The sequence below is a fragment of the Nevskia soli DSM 19509 genome, from assembly GCF_000711955.1.
In the GTDB taxonomy this organism is placed as follows: Bacteria; Pseudomonadota; Gammaproteobacteria; order Nevskiales; family Nevskiaceae; genus Nevskia; species Nevskia soli.
In genome coordinates, this window is record NZ_JONR01000006.1 from 81,832 (window position 1) to 99,356 (window position 17,525).

17 protein-coding genes are annotated in these 17,525 nt (G+C 69.1%); 6 read left to right on the plus strand and 11 right to left on the minus strand.

Annotated elements, in window-relative coordinates; all coding sequences use genetic code 11:
- Positions 1–102: 102 nt before the first annotated feature.
- From BP26_RS0102410 to BP26_RS0102420, 3 genes are all read right to left on the minus strand, one after another.
- A complete protein-coding gene (locus tag BP26_RS0102410) occupies positions 103–999 on the minus strand; it encodes a LysR family transcriptional regulator (RefSeq protein ID WP_029918983.1) in 897 nt (298 codons plus the stop codon).
- 98 nt (positions 1,000–1,097) lie between these two features.
- Positions 1,098–3,170, minus strand: a complete 2,073-nt coding sequence (locus tag BP26_RS30820; RefSeq protein ID WP_029918984.1) for a pyridoxamine 5'-phosphate oxidase family protein — start codon at positions 3,168–3,170, stop codon at positions 1,098–1,100.
- A gap of 55 nt (positions 3,171–3,225) precedes the next feature.
- A complete protein-coding gene (locus tag BP26_RS0102420) occupies positions 3,226–3,843 on the minus strand; it encodes a glutathione S-transferase family protein (RefSeq protein WP_029918985.1) in 618 nt (205 codons plus the stop codon).
- A 220-nt stretch (positions 3,844–4,063) separates the two neighbouring features.
- On the opposite strand from BP26_RS0102420, the gene BP26_RS28245 reads away from it, so the two are divergent.
- The gene (locus BP26_RS28245; protein WP_084182758.1) at positions 4,064–4,354 is read left to right on the plus strand and encodes a YlcI/YnfO family protein; all 291 of its coding nucleotides are present in this window, start codon (positions 4,064–4,066) and stop codon (positions 4,352–4,354) included.
- A 153-nt stretch (positions 4,355–4,507) separates the two neighbouring features.
- Entirely contained in the window at positions 4,508–5,431 is a 924-nt protein-coding gene (locus tag BP26_RS0102425; RefSeq protein WP_036515957.1) for a DMT family transporter, read from the plus strand.
- 136 nt (positions 5,432–5,567) lie between these two features.
- Here BP26_RS0102425 and BP26_RS0102430 read toward each other — a convergent pair whose 3' ends face one another.
- Genes BP26_RS0102430 through BP26_RS0102460 form a run of 7 tightly spaced genes read right to left on the minus strand, consistent with a single transcriptional unit; the run spans position 5,568 to position 12,653 of the window.
- Complete coding sequence (locus BP26_RS0102430) at positions 5,568–7,313, minus strand: BatD family protein (protein ID WP_051748152.1); 1,746 nt, start codon at positions 7,311–7,313, stop codon at positions 5,568–5,570.
- Positions 7,310–8,287 (minus strand): tetratricopeptide repeat protein, encoded by a 978-nt coding sequence (locus BP26_RS30270; RefSeq protein WP_157572321.1) that lies wholly within the window; start codon positions 8,285–8,287, stop codon positions 7,310–7,312. Before BP26_RS30270 ends, BP26_RS0102430 begins: the two co-directional genes overlap by 4 nt.
- Complete coding sequence (locus BP26_RS0102440; protein ID WP_029918989.1) at positions 8,284–9,288, minus strand: vWA domain-containing protein; 1,005 nt, start codon at positions 9,286–9,288, stop codon at positions 8,284–8,286. Before BP26_RS0102440 ends, BP26_RS30270 begins: the two co-directional genes overlap by 4 nt.
- Positions 9,279–10,295 carry a VWA domain-containing protein gene (locus tag BP26_RS0102445; protein ID WP_029918990.1) on the minus strand — a complete coding sequence of 339 codons (1,017 nt, stop codon included), beginning with the start codon at positions 10,293–10,295 and terminating at the stop codon, positions 9,279–9,281. Before BP26_RS0102445 ends, BP26_RS0102440 begins: the two co-directional genes overlap by 10 nt.
- Positions 10,292–10,771: a DUF4381 domain-containing protein gene (locus tag BP26_RS0102450; protein ID WP_029918991.1), complete on the minus strand. Its 480-nt coding sequence runs from the start codon at positions 10,769–10,771 to the stop codon at positions 10,292–10,294. Before BP26_RS0102450 ends, BP26_RS0102445 begins: the two co-directional genes overlap by 4 nt.
- Positions 10,759–11,658, minus strand: a complete 900-nt coding sequence (locus BP26_RS0102455) for a DUF58 domain-containing protein (RefSeq protein ID WP_029918992.1) — start codon at positions 11,656–11,658, stop codon at positions 10,759–10,761. The genes BP26_RS0102450 and BP26_RS0102455 overlap by 13 nt, the downstream gene beginning before the upstream one ends.
- On the minus strand, positions 11,655–12,653 hold the full coding sequence (locus BP26_RS0102460; protein ID WP_029918993.1) for an AAA family ATPase: 999 nt from the start codon (positions 12,651–12,653) through the stop codon (positions 11,655–11,657). Before BP26_RS0102460 ends, BP26_RS0102455 begins: the two co-directional genes overlap by 4 nt.
- A gap of 304 nt (positions 12,654–12,957) precedes the next feature.
- On the opposite strand from BP26_RS0102460, the gene ahpC reads away from it, so the two are divergent.
- A complete protein-coding gene (ahpC, locus tag BP26_RS0102465) occupies positions 12,958–13,521 on the plus strand; it encodes an alkyl hydroperoxide reductase subunit C (protein WP_029918994.1) in 564 nt (187 codons plus the stop codon).
- A gap of 118 nt (positions 13,522–13,639) precedes the next feature.
- Positions 13,640–15,223, plus strand: coding sequence for an alkyl hydroperoxide reductase subunit F (ahpF, locus tag BP26_RS0102470; protein WP_029918995.1), 1,584 nt, complete (start codon positions 13,640–13,642; stop codon positions 15,221–15,223).
- A gap of 106 nt (positions 15,224–15,329) precedes the next feature.
- On the opposite strand, the gene BP26_RS0102475 is transcribed toward ahpF, so the two are convergent.
- Positions 15,330–16,592, minus strand: a complete 1,263-nt coding sequence (locus BP26_RS0102475) for an NADH:flavin oxidoreductase/NADH oxidase family protein (protein ID WP_029918996.1) — start codon at positions 16,590–16,592, stop codon at positions 15,330–15,332.
- A 113-nt stretch (positions 16,593–16,705) separates the two neighbouring features.
- On the opposite strand from BP26_RS0102475, the gene BP26_RS0102480 reads away from it, so the two are divergent.
- The gene (locus BP26_RS0102480; protein ID WP_029918997.1) at positions 16,706–17,017 is read left to right on the plus strand and encodes an ArsR/SmtB family transcription factor; all 312 of its coding nucleotides are present in this window, start codon (positions 16,706–16,708) and stop codon (positions 17,015–17,017) included.
- Positions 17,018–17,181: 164 nt separating this feature from the next.
- Positions 17,182–17,466: a hypothetical protein gene (locus tag BP26_RS30040; RefSeq protein WP_029918998.1), complete on the plus strand. Its 285-nt coding sequence runs from the start codon at positions 17,182–17,184 to the stop codon at positions 17,464–17,466.
- The last annotated feature ends 59 nt before the right edge of the window (positions 17,467–17,525 follow it).

Sequence of the window (17,525 nt, forward strand, 5' to 3'; positions counted from 1 at the left end):
AGTCCAACTCTCGAAAAGGGCGGGAATGCGATCACTGAGCTTGCGATTTAGCTGAAGAGACTGGGCGCGTATATCCCGCGAAACAGGATCGCCAGAAAACGCCTAGTTAATCATCCGATTCGCCCGCAACTTCTCCACCGCAAACTCGACAAACGCCCGCACCTTCGCCGAAGCGCGCCGACCTTCCGGATACACCACGTGGACCGGCAGCGGTTCTTCCTCGAACCCGGAGAGGATGGTCTGCAAGCGCCCTTCGACCAGTTCCGAGCCGATCTGGTAAGACAGGACGCGGGTGATGCCCCAGCCGTCCGTGGCGGCGCGGATGGCGGCTTCGTTGGTGCTGCAAAACAGCCGGGGGTGGACGTGGATGCCGATCTCGCGCTGGCGGCCGAAGCGCCATTCGAGCGAGGCCCAGGCGGCGGTGGAGGCGACGATGGTGTGGTTGGCGAGGTCGGCGGGGACCTTGGGGGTGCCGTGCTTTTCGAAGTAGGCGGGTGAGCCGCAGACGACGCGGCGGACGGAGCCGACGGGGATGGCGCGGTATTCGGAGTCCGGCAGGTGGCCGATGCGGATGGCCACGTCCACGCCTTCTTCGACGATGTTGACGATGCGGTCCAGGAACAGGGCGCGGCCGGTCATGGTGGGATGCTGCGTCAGAAACTCGGTGATGATCGGCAGCACATGCAGCTTGCCGAACTGGACCGAGGCGGTGACGATCAGGGTGCCGGTGGGCTTGGCGTGGGAGCCGGCGGCGGCGGCTTCGGACTCGGCGATGTCGTTGAGGATGCGGCGGCAGTCTTCGGCGTAGCGGGCGCCGGCATCGGTGACCTTGGTGGTGCGGGTGGTGCGGATCAGCAGGCGGGCGCCGATGGCTTCTTCGAGCGCGGCGACGGCGCGCGTGACGGCGGGCGGGCTCATGTGGAGCTGGCGCGAGGCTTCGCTGAAGCCGCCGGTTTCCACCACCTTGAGAAAGACCTTCATCGCCTGCAGGTGATCCATCTGCGCTTCCCGTGGTGCGTTCGCGATCCGGCGCAGGGGCATTGCCGTGGTGTCCATTCTAGCGGACGGTGATGCGGCCCTCTCCGCCGTGGCGGCTTTCACAGGTCGAGCTGGACGCTGTTGCGGCCGTCCGGGCTGGCAGCCGGCACGGCGCAGCAGATGAGCACTTCGCCCGGGCCGATCTCGGCCGTGGGGGCCTTGGTATAGGCGACGGTGCCGGCGAGCAGGCGCGTACGGCAACTGCCGCAGCTGCCGCCGCGGCAACTGAACTCCGGCGCGAGGCCGCGGGCTTCGGCCAGCTCGAGCAGGGAGCCGCCGCCGGGTGTCCAGCGGGCTTCCTTGGCGGACTTGAGGAAGGCCACCGGCACCGGCTGCTGCGCCGGGGTGCCGAGGTCCACGGCGGGGGCGCCGGCATCGGCGGTGCGCTGGATGCCGGCGGGGCCGAAGGCTTCGGCGTGGATGCGGGTGTCGGCGATATGGAGTCCGCGCAGGCCTTCGTAGCTGCCCTGCATGAAGGACGGCGGGCCGCAGAGGTAGAAGTCGTAGTCGTCGAACGGCAGGGTCTTTTTCAGCAGCGCCATGTCGATGCGGCCGGCGGCTTCGTAGTCGCGGCCCTGGGTGGCGCCATCGGTCTGGCTCAGCACGCGGACCAGGGTGATGGCGCCGGCGGCGCGATCAACCAGGACGGAAAGCTCGCGCTCGAAGGCGCGCTCGGCGGCGGTGCGCGCGGCGTAGAACACCCAGGTGGGCCGGACGCGGCGGGTGCGCAGGCCTTCGTAGACGAGGTGGCGCAGCATGGAGAGGATGGGGGTGATGCCGATGCCGGCGGCGAGCAGCACGGCGGGGCGGCGCTCGGCGGCGTCGATGGTGAAGGCGCCGGCGGGGGCGCGGGCTTCGATCAGGTCACCGGCATGCAGGCTGTGCAGGTGCTTCGACGCCCTGCCCTCGCGTTTGACGCTGATGCGGTAGATACCGTCCGAAGGGGCGGTGGAGAGGGTGTAGGTGCGCAGTACCGGCGCCGCGGCACCGGGGAGCGTGAGGCGGATCGGCAGGTGCTGACCGGCGGCATGGGGGATGAGGCCGGCGCCGTCGGCGGGTTCCAGCTGGAAGGAGCGGATGCCGGCGCTCTCGTCCACGATCTGCGCGATGCGGAAGGGACGCCAGGCGCTGGCGAGTTGGGCGGCCTTGAGGCGCTCGGCGGCCTGGCTCCAGTCGCCGGTCATGAGGGAGTTGGGCGACCAGCCGGCCTGCTCGAAGGCCCAGCGCAGCGGCAGGGCGTCCGCGCGATAGACGATGCGGCGGGGGGTGAAGCGCCACAGGCGCTCGGCGCCCTGGAAGGCGGCGATCTCCGGCGAGTCGGTCAGCACTTCGGCGGTGCCGGAGAGTTGCAGCAGGTCGCCGCTGGCGAAGTCGACGAAGACCAGGCCGGCGCGGGGATTGAGCAGGAGGTTGCCGAGGGTGTTGAAGAACAGGTTGCCGGCGAAGTCCGGAATGGTGAGCACGCCGTCCTCGCCCAGGCGCACGAAGCCGGCCTTGCCGCCGCGGTGGGAGACATCCACTTGGCGCGTGCCGTTTTCGGCATCGACGTAGGTGGCGACGAAGAAGGTGTCGGCGCCGGTGATGAGGGCGCGGGCGCGCTCGTCCAGGCTTTGCAGTTCCTCCGGCGGCGTGCTTGCAGGCGCGGCGGGCTCGCGGGCGAAGCGGTAGTCGCGCAGCTGGATGTATTGCGGGCAGTTGCCGTAGCTCTGCTGGACCTGGATGTCGAAGCCTTCAGCGGCGCCGCGGCGGATGGTGCCGTTGAGACGATTGCGGCGGCGGGTTTGCAGCTCGATGCCGAGCAGGGCGATGGCCTTGCCGTCTTCCATGCCGCTGTCCGCGGGATCGGCTTCATCACGCGCCAGGGCGGCGTGCAGCACCTGCGGGTCCGGCGAGTGGAGGAAGCCGGGCGCGCCGGCACGCAGGGTGGCCCAGGCATCGCCCTGCGCATCCACCGCTCCGAGGGCCACGAAGGGCAGCAATGGGTAGAACTGGCGGTGTTGGTCGATCAGGTGGTTGCGGATGACGCGGCGGCCGACATCGGCCATGCGCTCGGCGGCGCCCACGGTGCGCTGCATGGCGATCTCGCCGGCGTGCCAGGGCGATGCGTCTAGCCAGTTGGCTGGTGGGGGCATGGGAGTCTCCGCGACGGGCTTGCGGGGCGGCATCTACCGCCCCGCGTGTGCCGGATCAGCGCTTGGCGGACAGGCCGACGGCGGTCTGCTGGAACGGGACGAAGCCGGGCAGCGCTTCGATGCGGGCCAGCCAGGCCGTGACGTTGGGATAGGCCGAGAGGTCCACATTGCCCTCCGGGGCGCGGGCGATGTAGCTGTAGAGGGCCAGGTCGGCGAGCGTGGGGCGCGGAGCGGCGAGCCATTCGCGGTCCGTCAACGCGGCTTCGATGCGCTTGAGCAGGACGTGGGCGCGGGCGATCACTTCGTCGGCATTGAAGGCGGCGCCGAATACGGTGATGAGGCGCGCGGCGGCCGGGCCGTAGGCCACGTCGCCCGCCGCGACGGAGAGCCATTTCTGCACGGCGGCGGCCGCGGCGGGCTCTTCCGGCAGCCAGCCGGTCTTGTCGTACTTCTTCGCCAGGTAGACGAGGATGGCGTTGGAATCGACGACGACCGTGCCCTGGTCGTCGATCACCGGCACCTGGCCGAAGGGGTTGAGCTTGAGAAACTCGGGCGTCTTCTGCTCGCGCTTGGTCAGATCGACCACGATCTGCTCGTGCTCGATGCCGAGCAGGGAGAGGAACAGGCGGACGCGGTGGGAGTGTCCGGACAGCGGATGGAAGTAGAGCTTCATGGTCATTCTCCTGGGGTGAGGTGGCCGGGAAGGACTCCCGTTCACGCAGGAGCAGGTTATTGGCCACGGCGCCCAGGCAGAAGATGGTTTGTCAGGAAGGGACTATTTCATTGGGAGGAATAGTGCGGTCGGCGGGGCATCAAACCTCAACCAGCCTCTTGCGCTTATTTCCGCGCCCCATGATCCTGCAATGCAAATACGACGTACGGAGCGCCCTCAAGTGAAGTCCGCGACGATTCCATCTTTGCGTATAGCGCCCGAGGTATGGGAAGCAGCTGAAAGCGTCCTGCGCGAGGGCGAAACCTTGTCCAGCTTCGTCGAGCAATCGGTGAAGGCCAACATCCTGCGGCGACGGGTGGAAAGGGCATTCGTGGAAAAAGGCCTGGCCTCGGCACAAGAGGCACGTGGTTCCGGTGAATATGTAAGCGCGGACGCAGTGCTTGAGGAACTCAGTTCAATGCTGAAATCCGCCGGGCGTGCAAATGTGGACTTGCAACAGGGTGGCGGATAACTCCGACGAGCCACAGGCCGCCTCTTGAGGGCGAAATCCGCCGCGCCCGTTCAGATGATTCCTGCGAAAATGGCGTCTCTCCGAACCCCTGGATACCGGCTTGCGCCGGTATGACGCCGTTGCTTTGGCATCGAACCCGAGTCAAGGACATTGATGAGCCGCTTCAAAGCCGACCTGCTGCTCCTGCTGTGCGCCTTCATCTGGGGCACGGCCTTTGTCGCGCAGAAGGATCTGCACGCCGCGGCGTGGCCGGTGTTGTTCGTGGCTTCGCGCTTCCTGTTGTCGGCGCTGCTGCTGGCGCCGCTGGCGCTGTTCGAGGGCCGCAGGCCGGCGGCGCCGCCGGTGCGGGGGCGCGACCTGGGGCTGGGTGTGCTGATCGGCGCCTGCCTGTGCACCGGGGCGACGATGCAGCAGTGGGCGCTGACCAGCACCACGGCGACCAATGGCGGCTTCCTCACGGCGGTGTATGTGGCCTTCGTGCCCTTCGTGGTGTGGGCGATTGCGGGCACCCGGCCGCGGCCGATGGTGTTGCTGGCCTGCGCCATCGCGGTGCTCGGGGCCTGGCTATTGGCGGACCATGGGCACGGCCAGGGCTGGTCCACCGGCGACCTGGTGCTGCTGGCCGCGGACCTGCTGTGGGCGCTGCACATCACGCTGATCGCGAAATTCCTCGGGCAGTTGAACCGGCCGTTCCTGCTGTGCTTCATCCAGTACGCGGTGACCGCGGTCGGCGCGGGGATCTTCAGCTTCTGCACCGAGCATGCGGTGTGGGCGGATTTCCAGTCGGGGTTGCCGGCGATCGCCTATGCGGGCATCGCCTCGGGCGGCATCGCCTACACCTTGCAGATCGTGGCGCAGCGGCATGCGCCCGCGGCGGAGGCGGCGCTGATCCTGTCGCTGGAGAGCGTGTTCGCGGCGATTGCCGGGGCGCTGGTGCTGCATGAGCGGCTGAGCACGGTGGCGACCATCGGCTGCCTGCTGATCCTGGCGGGGGCGGTGACGGTGGACCTGGCGCCGGCGGTGCACCGGGGATTGATGCGGGTGGTGCGTGGCGCGGCGAAGGCGCCGCCGGGTTAGTTGAAATCCGAACCTATCAAGAAGCGTCATTCCGGCTAAGCCGGAGTCATTGAAGCGCTGGACCCCGGCTTTCGCCGGGGTGACGTTTTGATTTGAACTTCATTGAAATATTTTCGGCTTTTGCCGAACACCGCAATCAGGGATAGAGGTCGGCCAGCTTGCGCGTCGTCGTGCCCCGAGCCGAAGCCTTGGGCAAGGAGGTGAGGGCCGCGGCCAGTTCCGCGCCGCGCCAGGCGCCGGCGGCGTAGCAGGCGCGGTCCAGCTCGCGCAGCAATCCGCCGAGGGCGGGATCGCCCAGGCGCTGGGCCAGGGCATTGAGGCCGGTCATGCGCTCATCGGGCCAGGTGGCGCGTACCCAATCCAGCAGGTGCTTACGCGCGGCCTGCGCATCATCGGCGGCGCAAGCCTGCTGGAACGCCTTGCGGGCGGGGCCGGCATTCAGATTCGTACTTTCAGGTACCGAATTTCCGACCGGCACCGGATTGCGCTGCGCATTGCGGAGCTGGAACCACCACGCGGCAAGCGTGCCGATCCAGAGCAGGCAGAGCACAAGGCTGAGCCAGGGCCACCAGGATTGCAGCGCGGGCTTTGCCGCAAGCGGCGGAGACGGGGGCAGATCCACGCTCGGCGCAGGCCCGGGTGCGGCGGCGGCACCGGGCGGCGGCGCGGCGGATGCGGGCGCGGCGGGCGCAGGCTCGCCACCGGCTGCGGGCAGGATCTCCAGGGTGCGCTCCGGCATCACGGCTTCGCGCTGCGTGTCCTGCGCGGTGTCCCACCAGGACAGGCGCAAGGCGGGAAGCTGGTAGCGGCCCGGGCGGCTGGCGATGAGGGCGATGTCCTGCTCGCGGGTGCCGACAACGTCGCTGTCCTGCAAGGTGTCGTCGAGCTTGGGCTGGTCGGGATAGGCCTTGATGCCTTCCGGCAGGGACAGGCTGGCGCCGAGGTCCGGCAGTTGCGCGGCGGTGAGGCCGCGGGCGCGCAGGCGCAGGTGCAGGGTGATCGGCTCGCCGACGTGCACCGCGGCGCCGTCCGGGCGCCAGGCTTCTTCCAGGGTGACCTGCCGGGCGGGCAGCCAGTCGTGCCCGCTGGCGGCGGCGGGACGCGGACGCACTTCGAGCTTGATGGCTTCGCCGTGCAGGCGCAGCGGACGGGTGGTCTGCATCATGGCGCCGAAGGGGCCGCCATTGCTCGCGTCGAAGACCTGGGCGTCGAGTACCGGGCCGTCGAGGGTGAGGCTCCCGCTGCGCTGCGGCAGCAGCAGGTACTGGCGTTCGATCACGTCATAGGAGTGGCCATTGCGCGTCTCGGTGGTCCGGCGGTCCTGGCCCGGCATCTGCTGCACCGACACGTCGTTGCTGCCGGTCAGATCGAGGCTGGCCTGGTAGAAGCGCTTGTCGGTGTGCAGCCGCACCGTCAGCACCACGGCGGCCTGCACGTAGGGCTTGTTCTGGTCGAGCGTGGTGGTGAGGAAGACGTGCGGCGCGCTGGCGCCGACCGTGCCGGCCTGATCCTCGGACGGCTGGTCGGAAACGGTGAGCGTGAGCGCGGCGGTCTGCTGGCCGTCCCAGCTCAGCGGGGGAATCTGCAACTTGCCGGCGTGCTTCGGCGCAAGGGTGAGGCTCAGCACGCGCTGCGACGACAGGTCGCCGTTGACCAGCTGGAAGCTGGAGCTGCTGTTGCGCTCCAGCACGTCGAAGTCCTTGTTCAGCGGCGCGAGGTCCGGATCGCCGCCGCCGCGGCCTTCGTGCTGCAGGCTGAGCTGCACGGTTTCGCCGGAGGCGATCTGGTCGCGGTCCAGCGAGGCGCTGATGGCCCCGGCCAGCGCCGGCAGGCTCAGGCCGCAGGCCAGCAGGGCGGTGACGATGAAGAGGATCTTTTTCACGGCTGCGTGCCCTGCTCGTCCCGCTGCTGATTCTGCCTCTGCTGACTCTTCTCTCTCATCATGTGCTCGATCATGAACTTGCGCCGCAACAGGCCGCCCGGATCGTCCGGGATGCGCCGCAGCCATTGCTCCTGCGCCAGCTGCTGCTCGGTGGCGGGTTTGGCCGCCACGGGATTGCTCTTCTCATCGCCGCGCGCGCCGTCGCCGGCTTTCTGCTCCTGCGCGGCCTGGCCGGCGGGCTGCTTCTGCGGTTGCTGGGCGAGGCTGTCGGCGGCGTCGCGGCGCGCCTGCTCCGCTTCCCTGGCCTTGTCCTGGTCCTTCTGCTCGCCCTGCCCGGTCTGGTTTTGCGGCTGTTGGGCCGAGGGGTTCTGCTGGTCCTGCTTGCCGTTGCGCGCGTCGGCTTGCTGGCTCTGCTGATTCTGCTGCTGGTTCTGGGGCTGGCCTTGCTGGTCCTTCTGGGCTTCCTTCTGCTCGCCGTCCTTGCCGGACTGCGGCTGGCCGTTGCCCTGCTGTTGTTGCTGGTCCTGCTTCTGCTGGTCTTTCTGCTGGTCCTTCTGTTGCTGGCCGGAGGACGATTGCTGTTTCGATTTCTGCTGCTTCAGGGCCTGCTCGACCAGGTCGCGATTGTGCCGCGCATCGCGATTGTCCGGGTTGCGCGCCAGCGCGGTGTCGTAGGCCTTGAGCGCGTCCTGCAACTGGCCGGCGTGGACCAGGGCGTTGCCGCGGTTGTAGTGGGCGTCGCTGTCGTCGAAGCCGCTGAAGTCCTTGGCCGCGGTGTCATAGTCGCCGGCCTGGAGTTCGGCGTAGGCCTTGTGGCGCGGGTCGTTGTAGGTCTTTGCCGCCGCGGCGGCGTCGCCTTGCCGCATCAGCTGTTCGCCGCGCTGGTCCGGCGTATGCCACAGGCCGGACCAGAAGTCGGCATGCACGGCGGACGCGATCAGCAGGCCCGTCATCAGGATCAATGCGCGCTTCATAGCCAGCCCCGGCGCGACAGGAACGCGCCCAGCAACAGCAGCACCGGCAGCAGCCAGATGCCGCCGTCGCGCCAGTGCTCGATGCGGATGTCCTGCCTGGCGGTGGCGCCCTCGGCGCGCTCGCCGTGCGTTTGCAGGCTGGCGATCAGCTTGGGCAGTTCGGCCAGCGTGACGTAGTCGCCGCCGCCGGCCGCCGCCAGCTCCTTCAGCCGGCCTTCATCGAGATGCGTCATCACCAGGCCGCCGCGCATGTCCTGGGCGAAGCCGCCGCCGGCCTGGCTCAACGGCGCGCCGCCGCTGGTGCCGACACCGATGACGCTGAGCGTGGCGCCGCCCGCCTTCAGTTGCTGCGCCGCCGAGAAGGCGGCGGCCGGATCGGTGAAGCCGTCGCTGACCACGATGACGCGCTGTTCGCGCGCGCCGGCGCGGCTGAGCAGTTGCGCCGCCTGTTGCAGCGCGGGCGCCATGTTGTCGCCGCCGGCGGGCATGATGTCCGGTGTCAACGGCGGCAGCAGCGCGCGCACCGTGGCGACGTCGTCGGTCAGCGGCGCGACGGTGTAGGGCTCGCCGCTGAATGCCACCAGGCCGACGCGCGCGTCGCGCGCCGCGCCGAGGATGTCGTCGAGCGCATAGCGCGCGCGGGTGGCGCGGTCGGGCAACACATCGGAGGCGGACATCGAGGGCGACAGGTCCAGCACCAGCACCCAGGCGGCGGGCGCGCGGAAGCCGGTGGAGACGTCGTGCTGCCAGCTCGGGCCGGCCAGGGCCAGCGTGGCCGCGGTCCAGGCCAGGGCCAGCCAGGGCCAGGGCGAGAGGCCGCCGGCCGCGGCCGCGCCTTCCAGGCGCAGGCTGGCGAACAGCTCCGGGTCGATCAGCCGCGCCCAGCCGCCCTCGCCGCCGCGGCGACGCGCCAGCCACAGCGCCAGGCCCAGCAGCAGCGGCAGGGCCAGCAGCCAGGCCGGGCGCAGGAAATGGAAGTCGTGCAGCGCGCTCAGGTCCATGCGCGCTCCCGCAGCAGCACCGCCGGCAGGCTCAGCAGCAGGGCCAGGGCCAGCGGCCATGGATACCATTCGGTACTCGGCCGGTACCACTGGTCGCGGCCGGCGCTGGGCTCCAGCTTGTCGATGCGCGCATAGACCTGCTGCAGCGCGCCGGCATCGGTGGCGCGGAAGTAGGCGCCGCCGGTGGTGTCGGCGATGGCCTTGAGGGTGTCCTCGTCGAGATCGTCGTTGCCGCTGTTGAAGCCGAAGAAGCCTTCGTGCACCGCCGCGCCGACGCCGATGGTGTAGATGCGCAGGCCGGCGTCGGCGGCGAGCTTGGCCGCTTGCAGCGGCGGCATGGCGCCGGCGTTGCTGCTGCCATCGGTGAGCAGGATCAGCACGGTGTCGCCCTTGGCCGTCTGCGCGTCGTCGCCTTTGTCGTCACCGCTGCCGCCGTCGCCAGTCCTGGCATCGCCCGCGCGCAGGCGCTTGATGGCGAGACCGATGGCGTCGCCGATCGCGGTCTGCGTGCCGGCCACGCCGATCATCGCTTCGTCGAGGAACTGGTGCACCGTGGCCAGGTCGGCGGTGAGCGGCGCCTGTATATAAGGCCGCGTGCCGAACAGGATCAGGCCGACCTGGTCGCCGTGGCGGCGCTGGATGAAATCGCCCGCCACCTTCTGCACCACCTGCAGGCGGGTGTAGTTGCCGGCCATGTCCGGCGTCTGCATCGAGCCGGATACGTCCACCGCCAGCAGCAGGCGCCGCCCGGTGGTCGGCACCGGCTGCGGCTCGCCCAGCCACTGCGGACGCAGCGCGGCACCGAGCAGCAGCAGCCAGATCAGCGCCAGCAGGATCTTGCGCCCGCGCGGCCCGATGCCCAGTGCCGGCACCACCTCGTCGCCGACGCTGGCGGCGAAGGGCAGGAACAGGGCCGCGCCGCGCGGGCGCACCGCCGGCAGCAGGCGCGCCAGCAGCCAGGGCAGCGGCAGGAACAGCAGCATCCAGGGCCAGGCGAGATGGATCATGGGCGTCGCTTGCCCCGGCCCTTGAGGAAACTGCGCGCGCCGCTCAGCCATTGCTCGCGTGGCACCTCAATCCCGCTCTTGCCGCCGTAGGCTGCGCGCAGCAGTTCGCGCCCCGGCGTGCCGGCCAGCGCGGCACCGCCGTGCGCGGCGACGAAGTCGATCCAGCGCTCGCCGCTCAAGCGCGCCACCGGCTCGCGGCCGAAACGGGCCACGGCGTAACGGCGCAGCAGGTGTTCGAGATTTTGCGCGAATGCCGCATCGTCGGCGCCGGCACGTTCCAGCTGTTTCAGTTCGCCCAGGGCGAGCAGGCGCAGGCGCCGCATCGGGCTGCGCAGCCACAGCACCACGGCCACGATTAGAGCAAGGCCCAGCACCAGCAGCAGCCACCAGCCCGGCGCCGGCGGCCACCAGCCGAAGGCGGGCGGCGCGTGCGCAGCGGCGAGCTGCGCCAGCAGTTGTTTGTCTACGCCGCCCATGTCGGCTCCCGCAGCAGGGGCGGCACCGCCGTGGCGGCATCGTTGGGTGTATGCAGGCGCGTCAGCGGCAGGTTGAGGCGGCGCGCCGTATCGCGCAGGCCCTGCTCGCGCAAGGCCCAGGCGGCGCGCCAGGGCGCGCGGCTGCGCTCGCCGCTGAGCCACCACAGACGGCCCGGCAGGCCGACGCGGAAGTCGCCCGCCGGCAGACCGGCGGATTCCAGCGGATCGACGATCCACAGCAGGCGGCAGTCACAATTGGCCGCCAGGGCGGCGAGCCCGGACTGCGCCGCTTCGTCGAGCCCGCTGAAGTCGCTGAGGATGAAGACCAGGCTGCCCGGCTTGGCCAGGCGGCGCAGGGTGGTGAGGGCGCCGGCCAGCGCCGCCGGCTCCGGCGCGCCGGGCGCGCGCGGCTGCGTTTCCACCAGGGCCTGCAATACCGGCAGCACGCCGGCCTGGCGCGCGCGCGGCGGCAGGATGCGCGGGCGACCGCCGCCGGCCAGCACCGCGCCGAGACGATCCCCGCCGAGTACCGCGGTCCAGCCGAGGATCGCCGCCGCCCGCAGCAGCAAGGCCGATTTGAGCTGGCGCTTGCTGCCGAAGAACAGGCCGGGATGCAGGTCCGCCAGCAGCCACACCGGGCGCTCGCGGTCTTCGCGGAACATCTTGGTATGCGGCCGGCCGCGGCGGGCGGTGACGCGCCAGTCGATGCTGCGCGCGTCGTCGCCCGGCGCGTACAGGCGCACTTCCTCGAACTCCAGGCCGCGGCCGCGCTGCGCGCTGCGCTGCGCCCCTTGCAGGCGGGCCAGCGGCGGGCGATGCGCGCGCAGGTTGAGCCCCACGGCGGCCCCGCGCAGGGCCACCAGCTCGGCCAGGTCCGGCAGGATCATGGGGCCGGGACTTGGCTCAGCAGTTCTTCCACGCAGGCCTGGGCGCTGATGCCGCGCGCCTGCGCGGTGTAGTCCAGCAGCAGGCGATGGCGCAGGGCGTCCGGGGCGATGGCCTGGACGTCCTCCGGACTCACATAGTCGCGCCCGTGCAGCCAGGCGAAGGCACGCGCGCCGCGCTCGATGGAGATGGCGGCGCGCGGGCTGGCACCCCAGCGCAGCCACTCGGCCAGCTTGGCGCTGTAAGGTGCCGGGCGGCGGGTGGCTTCGACCAGGGCGGCGATGTACTCGGCCACGGCGTCGGACAGGGTCAGGCCCAGCGCCTCGCCGCGCGCGGCGAACACGGTGGCCTGCGGCAGCGGCTTGGCCGGCGGCGGCAGTTCCTCGGCGGTCTGCGCCTCGCGCCGCGCCAGCTCCATGATGCGCAGGGTGGTGGCGCGATCCGGGTAATCGACCAGGGTGTGCAGCATGAAGCGGTCGAGCTGCGCTTCGGGCAGGGGATAGGTGCCTTCATGCTCGAGCGGATTCTGCGTGGCCATCACCAGGAACAGGCGCGGCAGCTGGTAGGTGGCGCTGCCGACGCTGATCTGCCGCTCGCCCATGGCCTCGAGCAGGGCGGACTGCACCTTGGCCGGGGCGCGGTTGACCTCGTCGGCCAGGATCAGGTTGTGGAACAGGGGGCCGCGCTGGAACTGGAAGCCGCCCGCCTCCGGCCGGTAGATGTCCGAGCCGGTAAGGTCGGCCGGCAGCATGTCCGGGGTGAACTGGACGCGCTGGAAGTCGCACTCCAGGCCGCTGGCCAGGGCCTTGATGGCGCGGGTCTTGGCCAGGCCCGGCGGGCCTTCGACCAGCAGGTGCCCGTCGGCCAGCAGGGCCACCAGCAGGCGTTCGACCAGGTTTTCCTGGCCGAGGATCTGGGAATTGAGATAGCCGCGGAGGGCTTCGAATGCGGGGAGCGCGGTGCCGGAAGCGGCGCCGGGGTTGCTGCGGTCATCCATCTAGAAGTGTTCTCTGAGTCGCGCTACGGTATGGCTGCGTCGGGACTGCATTGGAGCAGCTGTAGAAATTTCCACTTTAAAATAGTTCCACGGCGGCGGCGCCTTGCGGTGCGCAGCCTTGAAATACCCGCCTGACTGCCTATTTTCCCACCGTCGGGTGTCATTTTCGCGCGCTTTCGGCGCGCGGCGGTCGAGGGCGGCCACGATTAACTTTCTTAAACGCCCTGATACAAATAATTCATTTTCCCTATCAGCGCGTCGCGGTTAGGATGTTGGCTCAATCCACTGAGCGAGCGTTCTGCACATGTCTCTGATCAACACCAGTGTCAAACCCTTCAAGGCCACCGCTTTCCACAACGGCAAGTTCGTCGAGGTTTCCGACGCCTCGCTGAAGGGCAAGTGGTCCGTGGTGGTGTTCTATCCGGCCGACTTCACCTTCGTCTGCCCGACGGAGCTGGAAGACCTCGCCGACACCTACGCCGAATTCAAGAAGCTCGGCGTGGAAGTCTACGGTGTTTCCACCGACACGCATTTCGCCCACAAGGCCTGGCACGACACCTCCGAAGCCATCAAGAAGGTGCAGTACCCGCTGGTCGGCGACCCCACCGGCGCCATCACCCGCAACTTCGAAGTGATGATCGAGGAAGAAGGCCTGGCCCTTCGCGGCACCTTCGTCATCAACCCGGATGGCCAGATCAAGCTCTGCGAGATCCACGACAACGGCATCGGCCGTGACGCCAAGGAACTCCTGCGCAAGGTCAAGGCTGCCCAGTACGTCGCCTCCCACCCGGGCGAAGTCTGCCCCGCCAAGTGGCAGGAAGGCGAGAAGACCCTGAAGCCCTCGCTGGAACTGGTCGGCAAGATCTGATCCCGCGGTCGGCGGACCGGCATCGCGCCGGTCCGCGGACTCAGGTTGCGGAAACAATCCGGCGCCCCCGCGCCGGAGTGGTACTGCTGCACCCCGAATTCAACAAGGAGCACCCGTCATGCTGGACACCGAACTCAAATCGCAGCTCAAGGGCTACCTGGAGCGCGTGACGCGCCCGATCGCGATCGAGGCCAGCGTCGATGATGGCGAGAAGTCGCAGGAAATGCTGGCGCTGCTGCACGACTTGGTCCTGCTCTCCGACAAGATCAGCCTGACCGAGCACCGCGGCCAGGCCGTGCGCACGCCGTCCTTCAGCCTCAGCACCCCGGGCCAGGATATCAGCCTGCGCTTCGCCGGCATCCCCATGGGCCACGAGTTCACCTCGCTGGTGCTGGCGCTGCTGCAGGTCGGCGGCCATCCGTCCAAGCTGGCCCAGGACGTGATCGAGCAGATCAGGAACCTGAAGGGCGAGTACAGCTTCGAGACCTATTTCTCGCTGTCCTGCCAGAACTGCCCGGACGTGGTCCAGGCGCTGAACCTGATGGCGGTGCTGAACCCGAACATCAAGCATGTGGCCATCGACGGCGCGCTGTTCCAGGCCGAGGTCGACGAGCGCCAGGTCATGTCGGTGCCGACCATCTACCTCAACGGCGAGAGCTTCGGCCAGGGCCGCATGGGCGTCGAGGAAATCCTCGCCAAGATCGACACCGGTAGCGCCGCGCGTGAAGCCGAGAAGATCAAGGGCAAGGCGCCCTTCGACGTGCTGGTCATCGGCGGCGGTCCCGCCGGTGCCGCGGCGGCGATCTATGCCGCGCGCAAGGGCATCCGCACCGGCGTGGCGGCCGAGCGTTTCGGCGGCCAGGTGCTGGATACCATGGGCATCGAGAACTTCATTTCGGTGAAGGAAACCGAAGGCCCGAAGATGGCGATGGCGCTGGAGGAGCACGTCAGGCAATACGACGTGGACATCATGAACCTGCAGCGCGCCGAGAAGCTGATCCCGGGCAAGGATCTGATCGAGGTGCAGCTCGCGGGCGGCGCCTCGCTCAAGGCCAAGACCGTGATCCTCTCCACCGGCGCGCGCTGGAGGCAGATGAACGTGCCGGGCGAGAACGAGTACCGCAACAAGGGCGTGGCCTACTGCCCGCACTGCGATGGCCCGCTGTTCAAGGGCAAGCGCACCGCGGTGATCGGCGGCGGCAACTCCGGCGTGGAAGCGGCGATCGACCTCGCCGGCATCGTCAGCCACGTCACGCTGATCGAGTTCGACGCGCAGCTGCGCGCCGACGCGGTGCTGCAGCGCAAGTTGTACAGCCTGCCGAACGTGAAGGTCATCACCTCGGCGCAGACCACCGAGGTCACCGGCGACGGCCAGAAGGTCAACGGGCTGGTCTACAAGAACCGCCTCACCGGCGAAAGCCACAAGGTGGAACTGGAAGGCATCTTCGTGCAGATCGGCCTGCTGCCGAACAGCGAATGGCTCAAGGGCACGGTGGCGCTGTCGCCGCGCGGCGAGATCGAAGTGGATGCGCGCGGGCAGACCTCGGTGCCGGGCGTGTTCGCCGCCGGCGACGTCACCACGGTGCCGTACAAGCAGATCGTCATCGCCATGGGCGAAGGCTCCAAGGCCGCACTCAGCGCCTTCGACTACCTGATCCGCAGCTCGGCGCCGGAGATGGCGCAGGAGAAGGTCGCGGCGTAAGCGGGAACCGAAGCGACAAAAGGCCGGGTGCGGCTCTTCACGGAGCCGCACCCGGCCTTTTTTGTCGGCGGCGCAAAAGCGTTGCGCCAGCTGCCGCCTTCCCGCTCTAGGACGCGCGCAGGCGCCGCGTGCGGAACGTGCCCCAGCCGCTCGCCGCCACCGTGCCGAGCAGGGCCCACAGACCGCTTTCGTTCGGATTCTGCTTCTTGCCGTTGGCGATGCGGTGCAGCTGCCGCGCGTACCAGGCCACTTCCATCAGGGCCATGCGGTCGACCGCCTTGATGCCGGTGGTGATGGTGCGCACCTGGTAGGGGCTGTCCGCGCCGCGCAGCAGGGCGGCGGGGGCGTCCGGGTCCAGCGCCAGCAGGCGGCCGAGGCCGACCAGGTCGAGCGCGCCGCCGCGCAGCGCCGCGTTCATGCCGGCGCAACTGCGGAAGCCGCCGGTGACCATCAGCGGCGTGGAGACGGCGGCCCGGGCCTTCTCGGCGAAGCCGAGGAAGTAGGCTTCACGCGCCGCGGTCGAGGCCTTCTGCGTCTGCGTGGTGCCGGTCATGGCCGGCGCCTCGTAGGTGCCGCCGGAGATTTCCACCAGGTCGATGCCCGCCTGCGCCAGGGCGCGGATGGTTTCCATCGACTCCTCTTCGGTGAAGCCGCCCTTCTGGAAATCGGCGGAGTTGAGCTTGATGCCGATGGGAAAGTCCGGGCCGGTCTGGCGGCGGATTTCCGCGTATACCGCCAGCACGAAGCGACGGCGCTTCTCCGCGCTGCCGCCCCACTCGTCGCTGCGCTGGTTGTGGTGCGCCGACAGGAACTGGCTGACCAGGTAGCCGTGCGCGCCGTGGATCTGCACGCCGCTGAAGCCGGCCTTGCGGGCCAGCGCGGCGGCGCGGCCGAAGCGGGCGATGATGTCCTCGATCTGCGCCGGCGTGGCCTCGCGCGGCGCGTCGAAGAAGCCGGCCAGTTCCTTGCCGAAGGGGATGGCCGAGGGCGCCAGGTTGAAGGCGTTGAGGCCCTTGGGCGACTGCTTGCCCGGGTGGTTGAGCTGCATCCAGATCTGCGCGCCCTGCGCGGTGGCGGACTCGGCCCACTGGCGCAGCAGCGGCAGGTCCGACTCGTCCTCCAACGCCACGTTGCCGGGCTCGCCCAGGGCGCGGCGGTCGATCATGACGTTGCCGGTGATGAGCAGGCCGATGCCGGAGGCGGCCCAGCGGCGGTACAGGCGCGGCAGCAGCGGCGTGACGTGGTTGTCATAGGAAGCGAGCGCCTCGCTCATCGCCGATTTGGCGAGGCGGTTGCGCAGCACGCTGCCGTTGGGCAGGCGCAGCGGCTGGGCCAGGAGGTTGTCTTGGACTGCGGCGGCGTCGGCCATGGGGCATGCTCTTGCGGACAAATGGTGCGCAGCAGGCTATTCATCAATTCGATGATTGTCAAACTGACGAATTGTGTCAGACTATCAGGCATGGCGATGCGAGGCGGCGGCGCGTGAACCCCAAAAAGAGCGATGCGGACGTGACCGACCTGGCCCTGGCCTTCAAGGCCCTGTCCAATCCCAATCGCCTGGCCGCTTACCTGGAGCTGCTGCGCAACCGCGGCGCCAGCGTCAAGACCTGCGCCATGCAGGACCTGATGGGCCTGCTCAAGATCGGCGCCCCCACCTTGTCGCACCACATCAAGGAAATGGTCAACGCCGGCCTGATCGAGGTGGAGCGCGACGGCAAGTTCATCCGCTGCCAGGTCAACGAGACCACGCGCCAACGCCTGGCGCGCTTCTTCGCCGCCAGGACCGGGCGCTGAAAGCGAAAGGCCGGGGCCGCACCCACCGGGTTCGGCCAGGCACGGGCGCCGGCATGGGATGATGGAGCGGATGGCAACTGAACAGTGCTTTTAAAGCACTTTGAAGGGGACTTTCAGGGGTTCGCCGCTTTCCAGCCATGGCGCGTTCGTGGTATTTAAGCACCATGCGTTTCCCGGTAATCTCCCGTTTCCTCATTGCGCTCGGCTTTCTGGTCATCCAGACGGCCGCGGTGGTGCACGCCACCAGCCATGAGCTGAAGCAGGAAACCAACTCCAGTTGCGAAGTCTGCGCCCTGGCCCATGCGGCCGGCGGCACGCCGCTGGTGGTGGACGCATCCGGCATCGTCGTGCCCCGCGGCATCGGGCCGGCGCTGCCGCTGGTGGCAGCCGCGCCGCTGCGCACCATCGCGCGCCCCAACAGCCGCGGACCTCCCCTCATCCTCGTTTGATCCGGCGGTCGCTGTATCGCGCACACCCTTGAGCGGTTGCGCCTGTTTTTCCATCAACG